Annotated in this window: 7 protein-coding genes; 5 read left to right on the top strand and 2 right to left on the bottom strand. The window is 63.8% G+C overall.

What is annotated here, in order from left to right; all coding sequences use genetic code 11:
• Positions 1–1629, bottom strand: a 1629-nt coding sequence (locus tag F6X59_RS27265) for a twin-arginine translocation signal domain-containing protein (protein ID WP_152959171.1), incomplete at its 3' end; no start/stop codon positions are given.
• 177 nt (positions 1630–1806) lie between these two features.
• Between F6X59_RS27265 and pvdM the strand changes: the two genes are divergently transcribed.
• The 5 genes from pvdM to F6X59_RS27290 all read left to right on the top strand — a co-directional run bounded on the left by pvdM (position 1807) and on the right by F6X59_RS27290 (position 9705).
• Positions 1807–3165, top strand: coding sequence for a pyoverdine-tailoring dipeptidase-like protein PvdM (gene pvdM, locus F6X59_RS27270; protein WP_152959172.1), 1359 nt, complete (start codon positions 1807–1809; stop codon positions 3163–3165).
• A complete protein-coding gene (gene pvdN, locus F6X59_RS27275) occupies positions 3165–4454 on the top strand; it encodes a pyoverdine-tailoring periplasmic protein PvdN (protein WP_152959173.1) in 1290 nt (429 codons plus the stop codon). The genes pvdM and pvdN overlap by 1 nt, the downstream gene beginning before the upstream one ends.
• 25 nt (positions 4455–4479) lie before the next feature.
• Positions 4480–5334, top strand: coding sequence for a formylglycine-generating enzyme family protein (locus F6X59_RS27280; RefSeq protein WP_152959174.1), 855 nt, complete (start codon positions 4480–4482; stop codon positions 5332–5334).
• Between the two features lie 159 nt (positions 5335–5493).
• The gene (locus F6X59_RS27285) at positions 5494–7152 is read left to right on the top strand and encodes a cyclic peptide export ABC transporter (RefSeq protein WP_152959175.1); all 1659 of its coding nucleotides are present in this window, start codon (positions 5494–5496) and stop codon (positions 7150–7152) included.
• 84 nt (positions 7153–7236) lie between these two features.
• The gene (locus F6X59_RS27290; RefSeq protein WP_152959176.1) at positions 7237–9705 is read left to right on the top strand and encodes a TonB-dependent receptor; all 2469 of its coding nucleotides are present in this window, start codon (positions 7237–7239) and stop codon (positions 9703–9705) included.
• Positions 9706–9823: 118 nt separating this feature from the next.
• On the opposite strand, the gene F6X59_RS27295 is transcribed toward F6X59_RS27290, so the two are convergent.
• Positions 9824–10147, bottom strand: coding sequence for a hypothetical protein (locus tag F6X59_RS27295; RefSeq protein ID WP_256669497.1), 324 nt, complete (start codon positions 10145–10147; stop codon positions 9824–9826).
• Between the last annotated feature and the right edge of the window lie 362 nt (positions 10148–10509).

Below are 10509 nucleotides of genomic sequence, written 5' to 3' on the forward strand. Positions count from 1 at the left end.
CGCCCCCTCCGGCAACTTCATATACCGCGCATACCAAGGCCTGCGCGGCGTACGCCGCAGCAGCTCACCAACATCCCGCTCACCACTGAAGGCAATGCGCAACGCCAGCTTCATCGCCTCCACCTCCATCTCCCCCGCCCCGCCCCCGGCATCGGAAATCCCCCCGCAGCCATGGGTCATCGGCCCAAGCCACGGGTCGCCAACCTGCACCCAGCGGCCCGGCGCAAACCACGACACCCCATTGACCTCGCGACGCTGCACCTCCCCCGGGTGGGCGCGCTCGTGAGCGCGAAACCAATCCTCGATGCGGTCGTCGATCCAGCCATGGAAGCGCCAGAACACCGGGTTGACGTGTGACGAGAACGGGTCGCCAAGGAAGTCGTTTTCCTCACGGAACCAGCGCGCCGCATAGTCCGTCTGGTTGCGATCGCCCATCACCGGCGCGCCGTTGGACGGGTCGCGGGTGACGGTCGCCCAGCGCATATGCAGCCAGTCGTGGATGTTCAGCTCCACTTCCGAGCCGAACTGCCCCAGGGTCAGGCGGCTGAGGTAGTCCGGGTCCTGATATTGCGACTCCCAGACCTGGAAATTGCTGAAGAACGTCTCCGCCGCCTTGATGCCATGCAGCCACTGGCTCAGTGCTTCATCATTGGCCGCGACCCAGGCCGGCGGCACCGAGTTACCGTCATGGTTTTCCTGGTAGCGGATGAACCCCAGCCGGTCGTACTCCAGTTGCGGTGACGGCAGCGGCAATTGCGTCCAGTTCGGCAGGTCAGGTTGCAGGCCGCGGGCGTGCCCCAGCATGTGCCGGTGCATGAAGAAGAAGTCCTCACCGGAGCCATTGAGGTGCTTGCGCCGCCCACGTGCGCCGCGCTCGGCGTCACGCGGGCCAGGCTGCCAGCCGGCACCGCGCAGGGCATCGCGCTTGTCGTCGTCGAGGCGGTGCCACTTGTCCCGGGTGGCATGCCACACCTGGTGGAACAGACGGTGCTCGGGGGAGTTCAGCCAGGTCATCAGCGCTGGCGCCAGCGGCGTGACCTGACGGGCCTCGGGGAAAGCGCGCTTGCTGGCGACGAAGTGGTTGTCCGGCTCAGGGCTCAGCAATGGCCGGTCGATGCGGCGGATGCGCCCGGTCAAGGTACCCGCGCCAGCGTTGCCCCAGGACGCCCAAACTTCATCGAGGATCGCCTCCAGTTCATGGCTCGGCGCTGATGCCCCGGCCGGCACCAGGCGCCAGCGGACCTTGCCGGCATCGGCAGCGACCAGCTCGCCGAGCACCCGGTAGCGCGGCTGATCATTGCCGCGCAGGCGGTCCGCCACGTCGATGAAGCCGCGCAGCGAGCGGCCCGTCGGGCCGACATCGAGCAGCATCTGCACGCCCTGTAGCGCCAAGCCGTCCAGGCCGGCCTCGGCACCACTGAAGCGCAGGTCCCAGATGCCGCGCAGCGTGTCGGCGATGCGCACGCCCGTCCCTGCGGCGGCCGTTACCGTGGCTTCGCCGGGGGTCTCGACCTCGTCTTTCTTGAGTTTTTCATCATGGTCGCGCGGCTGGCGCGCATACCACGCTGCCGAACCCGCCGCCCCGGCCACCGCCAGCCCCACCATGAACCCACGCCTGGAAAACCTCATCGCCACATCCGTATCCGTGTCAGCCACGCCTATCGAGCTAGAACGAGACGCCGCCCGGCAAATTTACCGGCAGCACGCCGCTAAATTTCCCGCTGTCGCGCTCGTCCCTCCGTGACAGGCAAGCCCCGTGATCGCGGCTGCCGCAACCGCATCGACCCTGCAACCAACGGGATGGCAATGAACACGACACGCTTGCGCAAGGCCCCCTACCTCGCTGCCCTGGCGCTGATCCTCGCGCTCGCGGGCGCCGCGGCCTGGTACTTCTTCATCTACCTGCCGGCCGGCTACCCGCGCGAGGTGATGAAACATGCCGAAGAACTCCAAGAGCGCATCCTCTCCTTCGACAGCCACATCACCGTGCCGCTGAACTTCGGCACCGAAGGCAAGGAAGCCGACAAGGATGGCAGCGGCCAGTTCGACCTGGTCAAGGCCGGCCGCGGTCGCCTCTCGGGCGCGGCGCTGACGATTTTCGGCTGGCCGGAAATCTGGAATGGCCCGAACGCCCCCCATCGCCCGACCGCCGCCTTCGTCGACGAAGCGCGCCAGCAACAGGAGATGCGCTACAAGATCCTCACCGGCATGGTTCGCGACTACCCCAACCAGGTCGCCATCGCCTATACCCCCGCCGACTTCCGTCGCCTGCACGGCGAAGGCAAGTTCGCGATCTTCCTCAGCATGCTCAATGCCTACCCGCTGGGCCACGACCTCAATGCCCTGGACACCTGGGCCGCACGCGGCATGCGCATGTTCGGCTTCAGCTACGTGGGCAACAACGCCTGGGCCGACTCCTCGCGCCCGCTGCCGTTCCTCAACGACACCCCCGACGCCCTCGGCGGCCTGTCGCCGCTGGGCGAGCAGGCCGTCGGCCGGCTCAACGACCTGGGGGTGATCATCGACGTGTCGCAGATGTCCACCCTGGCCCTGGAAGACGTTGCTCGCCTCAGCCGGGCGCCGATGGTCGCCTCCCACTCGGCACCGCGTGCGCTGGTGGACATCCCGCGCAACCTCAGCGACCACGAGCTGCAGGCAATCAAGCACAGCGGCGGTGTGGTGCAGGTGGTGGGCTTCCCGGCCTACCTCAAGCCCCTGAGCCAGGGCACCGTGGACAAGCTCAATGCCCTGCGCAAGCGCTTCGACCTGCAACCGCTGAACGGCCTGGCCAACGCCCTGATGCCGGGTGACGCGATCATTTCCATCTGGCCCGAGAAGAAGTTCGGCGAGTACGCCAGCGCGCTGTACGCCATCCTCGACGAAGAACCCCGCGCCACGGTCAAGGACATGGTCGACGCCATCGACTACACCGTGCGCAAGATCGGCATCGACCATGTCGGCATCGCCTCCGACTTCAACGACGGTGGCGGCGTCACCGGCTGGATGAATGTTGGCGAGTCGCGCAATGTCACCGCCGAGCTGATCCAGCGCGGTTACTCCGACGCCGACATCGCCAAGCTGTGGGGTGGCAACTTCCTGCGGGTGTGGGAAGAAGTACAGCGCCTGGCCAAACCAGGTGCCAACACCCAGGCGGAGCGCGGCTGATGAACGACCGTCGCAGCTTTCTCAAACAGGCTGGCCTACTTGCCGCGGCACTCCCCCTGACTGGCAGTCTGGCTCAGACCGCACTGGCAGCCACGCCGGTGGCAAAAACCGGCTTGAACAAATGGCAGGCCCTGCGCCAGCAGTTCGACCTGGACCCGGCCTACCTGCACTTCTGCAATTTCCTGCTCGCCTCCCACCCCCGTGTGGTCAGCGAAGCCATTGCCCGCTTCCGCGCGCGGCTGGACCAGAACCCGGGCGAAATGGTCGACTGGGACCGCGAAGAGCTCTGGGGCTATGAAGATGAAGTGCGCGCCTGGGCCGGCCGCTACTTCGGCGTGCAGCCAGGCCAGGTGGCCCTGACCGGCAGCACCACCGAAGGTTTGTCGATGATCTATGGCGGCCTGCAGGTGGCGCCGGGCAAGGAGATCCTGGTCAGTGCCCACGAGCACTACTCCACCAATACCCGCCTGGCCTACCGCGAGCGGCTGATGGGCACCCAGGTGCGCCGCGTGACGTTGTTCAAGGAGCCGCAACTGGCCTCGGTGGACGAAATGCTCGGCAATATCCGTCAGGCGATACGCCCTGAAACCCGAGTGCTCGGCATGACCTGGGTGCAGTCCGGCAGCGGCGTCAAGCTGCCGATCCGTGAAGTCGGCGAACTGGTGAAAACACTCAACCAGGGCCGTGACGAGCAGGACCAGATCATCTACGTGGTCGACGGCGTGCACGGCTTCGGTATCGAGGATGTGAACTTTGCCGACTTCAACTGCGACTACTTCATCGCCGGCACCCACAAATGGCTGTTCGGCCCACGCGGAACCGGCGTGATCATCGCCCGCGAAGCCAAGCCCCTGCCCTATCTGGTGCCCAGCCTGCCGACCTTCACCAAGGGTGAGAACTTCGGCACCTTGATGACTCCGGGTGGCTACCACGCCTTCGACCATCGCCTGGCCCTGGGCAAGGCATTCGAACTGCACCTGCAACTGGGCAAGGCCGATGTCCAGGCCCGCGTGCACCAGCTCAACGACTACCTCAAGCAGCGCCTCGCCGAGCACCCCAAGGTGCGGCTGGTGACGCCGCGCAGCAGCCAGCTCTCCGCCGGCTTCACCTTCTTCCGCGTCGAAGGCCGCGACTGCGACACCGTCGCCCGCCACCTGATGGCCAACAAGGTGATCAGCGATGCCGTCGACCGTGACGTCGGCCCGGTGGTGCGCCTGGCCCCGAGCCTGCTCAACGACGAAGCCGAGATCGACCGGGTGATGGCCATTCTCGCCCCGCAACTCGCCTGACCTTTTGCCTTTCAAGAGAACCGCCATGCACATGTTCAAGCCCCTGGCCCTGGTGGCCGCCCTGCTCGCCAGCGCCCCGGCCTTTGCCGCCGACGCACACACACCCGGCAAAACGTTCAAGGACTGCAAGGATTGCCCGCAGATGGTCGTGCTGCCCGCCGGCAGCTTCACCATGGGCGTGCCCGACGACGAAGTCGGCCGCCAGCCGGACGAAGGCCCGATGCACACCGTGACCTTCGCCAAACCCTTCGCCATCAGCCAGTTCCAGGTGCAGGCCAAACAGTTGCAGGCCTGGCAGCGCGACGCCAAGGTCACCCTCCCCGACGGCGACGACCGCCCAGGCCGCCGCTGCAGCAACGGCAAGCCCAGCTACCCGCAAGGCCCCGAGCAACCGGCAGTATGCATCAGCTATGACGAGGTGAAGGCCTACGTCGCCTGGCTGTCGAAGAAGACCGGCAAGCACTACCGCATGCTCAGCGAAGCCGAGCGCGAATATGGCGCTCGCGCAGGCTCCAGTGGCCCGTTCCCGTTCCCCTTCGATGAAGGCAAGGAATACAGCATCGCCCAGCACGCCAACACCTACGGCGCCGCCGACGGCTACAACTACACCTCGCCCGCCGGCAGCTTCCCGGCCAACGCCTTCGGCCTGTACGACATGCACGGCAACGTCTACGAATGGGTCGCCGACTGCCGACACGACAGCTATGTCGGCGCCCCCACCGATGGCAGCGCGTGGATGGAAGCAAGCTGCGAATACAACCACATCCGCGGCAACGACTACAGCGAAGCCCCGGTGTTCTCCCGCTCCGGCAACCGCAACTACCGCGAACCTTATGTGCGCGGGGACTGGCTGGGCTTCCGGGTAGCCCGCGAGCTCTGATCGCCCCCCTCTGCGCGCTACCTGACTGGCCCAGGCGCACGGCCCGGGCCGGCTAAATCACAGCCCCCCTCACACGTCTTTTCACTGGGCAACCCGCCCACACGGTGCTCGCCGCGCGCAGCGCCAGAACCGCATCCGCGTACCCACCAGGAACTCACCATGAACCGATCGACCCCTGGCGCACTCCGCGAACTCCTCGGCCTGCTCAAGCCTTACCGACTGATCGTCGCCCTGGCCGTCGTGCTGGGGATCGTCGGCGGCCTGTGCATCACCTTGCTGCTCGCCAACATCAACAACCTGCTGCATGCCCCCGGCGCCATCACCTGGGGCGTGGTGCTGGCGTTCGCCGGTATTTGCCTGCTTGCCCTGTGCGCCTCCATCGCCTCGGACATCGGCACCAATTATGTCGGCCAGCATGTGATCGCCAGGCTGCGCCGCGACCTCGGTGAAAAGGTGCTCAGCGCCCCCATCGAGCAGATCGAGCGCTACCGCAGCCACCGCCTGATCCCGGTGCTGACCCACGACGTCGACACCATCAGCGACTTCGCCTTCGCCTTTGCGCCGCTGGCGATTTCCCTGTCGGTGACCCTGGGTTGCCTCGGCTACCTGGCCCAGTTGTCGTGGCCGATGTTCCTGATCACCGCCTGCGCCATCCTGATCGGCACCGCCGTGCAGTACATCGCCCGCGTGCGCGGCATCCGCGGCTTCCATGCCGCCCGCGAGGCGGAAGACGAAATGCAGCGGCACTACAGCGGCGTCGCGTCCGGGGCCAAGGAGCTGCGCATCAGCCGCCCGCGTCGCCAGCGCATGTTCGACGAGCGCATCAGCCGCACCGCCAATTTCATCCGCGACACCCATATCCGCTCGATCAACATCTTCGTGGTTGCCAAGAGCCTCGGCTCGATGCTGTTCTTCGTGGTCATCGGCCTGGTGCTGGCCCTGCAACAGGCCGAACTGATCACCGACCCCAAGGTCACCAGCGGCTTCGTACTGGTGCTGCTGTTCATGAAAGGGCCGCTGGAACACCTGGTCTCGACCCTGCCCATCGTCAGCCGCGCACAAATCGCCTTCCGCCGCATTGCCGAGCTGTCGACCCAGTTCTCGTCGCCCGAGCCGCACCTGCTGCTCGACGCCCCTGAAGTCCCTGACCGGCAGATTCGCAGCCTCGAACTGCGCAATGTGCGCTTCGCGTTCCCGCCGGTGGACGGTGCCGCGCCGTTTGCCCTGGGGCCGATCAACCTGCGCGTCGAGCAGGGTGACATCCTGTTCATCGTCGGCGAGAACGGCTGCGGCAAGACCACGCTGATCAAGTTGCTGCTGGGCCTGTACGCCCCCCATGAAGGCGAGATCGTGCTCGACGGCGAACCTGTCACCGCCAGCAACCGCGACGACTACCGCCAGCTGTTCACCACGGTGTTCGCCGACTACTACCTGTTCGATGACCTGCTGCAGGACGGCCAGGCCTTGCCCGAGGACGCCGGCAAGTACCTGCAACGGCTGGAGATCGCCCACAAGGTGCAGATCCGCGATGGCGCCTTCACCACCACCGACCTGTCCACCGGCCAGCGCAAGCGCCTGGCGCTGGTCAACGCCTGGCTGGAGAAACGCCCGGTGCTGGTGTTCGACGAATGGGCCGCCGACCAGGACCCGACCTTCCGGCGCATTTTCTACACCGAACTGCTGCCGGAACTGAAGCGCCTGGGCAAGACCATCATCGTCATCAGCCACGACGACCGCTATTTCGACGTGGCCGACCACCTGCTGCGTCTGCGCGACGGCAAACGGGTGGAAGAACCAATCACAGCATTTTCACATTGATTTTTCCGGTTCTGGGGAGCCGGCACGTTACATAAATGCAAATAAAACTCATAAGTAATCTATCTGCTAACACTGAGTATCCGCATGACCATTACCACGCTTTCGCCGCTCGCCCGGGCGGTTCGCAGGAAAACCCTGGCCATCCTCCCTCCGTCGCTGCTGGCCTGTGCGCTGGCAGCCTCCATGGCAGCGCACGCCGAGCCGGTCGCGCTGGATATTCCTTCGCAAGGGCTGGTGGGGGCACTCAACACCCTGGCCAAGCAGGCCAATCTGCAGTTGCTGTATAGCCCGGACGCGGTGCACAACACGCCGGCGCCTGCGGTCAAGGGCAACATGGAGCCAGAACAGGCCCTGCGCCTGCTGCTGCGCGACAGCGGCCTGACCTACCAGCTCGATGGCCACACCATCACCCTGAGCGGGCCGGCTGATGCTTCCGCCCTGAACCTGGACCCGGTGAACATCTCCGGGCGCCAGTTCGATGCCACCACCGAGGACTCGGGGAGCTACACGTCCAACGCGGTGACCATCGGCAAGGGCACCCACCGCCTCAAGGACATCCCGCAGTCGGTCAGCGTGGTCACCCGCAAGGCGATGGACGACCAGCGCCTCGACACCCTCGACCAGGTGCTGGAAAAGACCACCGGCATCACCACCTACCAGAGCCCGTCCGGCGGCAAGTACATCTACTCGCGCGGCTTCGAGGTGGAGACCATCCAGTACGACGGCGTGCCGCTGGACCGCCGCTACTACGGCATCGGCAGCAGCTTCACCTCCGACACCCTGCTGTACGACCGCGTCGAGATCCTGCGCGGTGCCAACGGCCTGCTGCAAGGCAGCGGCAACCCCGGTGCGGCCATCAACCTGGTGCGCAAACGCCCGAAGGCCGAACCGTCCCTGTCCATCACCGCCAGCGCCGGCTCGTGGGACACCTATCGCCAGACCATCGACGCCAGCGGCCCGCTGACCGCCGATGGCCGGCTACGCGGGCGCCTGGTCGCCGGCCATGAGGACCGTGATTACTTCTACGACACGGCAGAAAGCCGCAAGAACGTGCTGTACGGGATTCTCGAGTACGACCTCAACGATTCCACCACGGTCGCCGCCGGCGCCAGTGTCGAAGACCTGCACTCGACGCCCTACTTCGGCGGCCTGCCGCGCAACAAGGACGGCAGTGCGGTGAACGTCAGCCGCTCCACCTTCACCGGTGCCGACTGGAACAAGTGGAACAACAAGCAGACTACCTACTTCGCCGATATCACCCACGATTTCAACGAAGACTGGCGCCTGAAAGCCTCCGGCAGCTACATCCGCGAGACCAACGACATTTTCTACAGCTTCGGCCGTGGCGCCGTCGACCCGGCCACCGGTAGCGGCATGCAGTCGCGGGCCTATCTGTATGATTTCGAGAACATCAACCAGGGCGCCGACATCAACCTGACTGGCAAATGGCGCGCTTTCGGCCTGGAGCACGAGGTAGTGGTGGGTGCCAACGCCAGCGACCTGCGCACCGACGACCTACAAGGCGGCCTGCTCAACCTCGGCCCGATGAACATCTACGACCCGGTCTCGCCGCGCGAACCCACCCTGGATGAAATGCTCAGCACCACCTATGCCGGTGTTTCCAAGGCCAAGATTCGCCAGAATGGCGTGTACGGCGTGATGCGCTACAAGCTGATCGACCCGCTGACCCTGGTGCTCGGCGCAAGGGTCAGCAACTACAAGTACGACTATGAACTGACGCGCTTCACCACCACATCGCCAGACCCTTCACATGCGAAGGAAACCGGCGAAGTCACTCCGTACGGCGGCCTGATCTACGCACTGAATGATCAATGGTCGGCCTACGTCAGCTACGCCGACATCTTCAAGCCGCAGACCGAACTGACCGAAGACCTGGCTCCACTCAAGCCGATCGAGGGCTCCAACTACGAGATCGGCCTGAAAGGCGAGCTGATGGATGGCCGGGTCAACACCAGCTTCGCGGTGTTCCGCGTGGACCAGAAGAACCGCGCCCAGTACGACTACTCGTCGGTATGCGGGCAGGACGGTGAAACCAACTGCTACGTGGCTGGTGGCAAGGTACGCGCCGAAGGCTTCGATGCGGAAATCAGCGGCGAAGTGCTGGCCGGCCTGCAATTGTTTGCCGGCTACACCTACACCTCGACGAAGTTTCTCAACGACCCGGGTGATGGCAGCTCGTCTTCCGGCGCTACCTTCAACAGCTACACGCCACGCCACCTGCTGCGCTTCTGGGGTGACTACAACCTGCCTGGCGAGCTGAACCAGTGGACCGTCGGTGCCGGCGCCAACATCCAGAGCAAGAACCACAACACCAACCAGGGCGGCACCAACGGCATCGACAAGATCGAGCAGGCTGGGTATGCCATCTGGAACGCACGCGTGGCTTACCAGATCAACCAGAACTTCAGCGTCGCCCTCAACGGCAACAACCTGTTCGACAAGAAGTACTACTCTTCCATCGGTTGGCTGAACGCGAGCAATGTGTATGGCGAACCGCGCAACTACACCGTCACGCTCAAAGCCGATTTCTGAAGCTGACGGTATGAGAATGCCCCCTGGCGTGATGCGCCTGGGGGCTTTTTTCATGCGGTTGTGACATACGAACCACCGTCACGATCATGGAGACCCAGCGAATCGCCTTAGACAGCATCTAATCAACTGAAAATGATGAAAAACAAAACGATAATTTATTATCCTCAAGATCGCTCAATTGATAACGCATTCTGTCAAAGCCGGAATCCAGCTTATCCACGCTCAGATGCATCAACTGAGTCAATCCGCCGCCAAAATCACGGCACGCGAATTGGGCTATGTCAAGGAATTTGATACGCAAGACATCAACCCCTACCTCTTCAGAGGACGAAATCGACAGAGACAAGTCATAAGTCATTCCTTCCCCACTCAACTGAATACTGATTGCATGCAAGCAATTATGAGCGGCAAGCAACTCATTCAACTCCGAAATACTAGTCATTGTTTATTCTCGTCTCTTTGCCCTTGGGGCCATAGCCAGGACCATATTCGTAAGTATGCGTATGCGGATCGGAATGATATTCCGCTGGCTTTACTATTGGCTGACCTCGAGAGCATAACCTACGATAGGAAACTCTCCTGCATGAGCACCATTTAACAGTTTTTGAGGATCCACAGCGTCCGGGAATAAAATTATTGTGCCTCAGCACATGCTTGCCTTGTTGCCCAGCATGAATGTTGCTGGCTATGTTGTCCAGCAAGGCACTCTTGGCTTTAGCACTCCCCAAATACTCTACAGCCTTCTGAACCTGCGCAAGCCCTTCGCGCTCTGGCACACCTGCAGGCCTTGAACCTCCCTGCTTG

Source organism: Pseudomonas sp. MN1F (genome assembly GCF_009391885.1).
In the GTDB taxonomy this organism is placed as follows: Bacteria; Pseudomonadota; Gammaproteobacteria; order Pseudomonadales; family Pseudomonadaceae; genus Aquipseudomonas.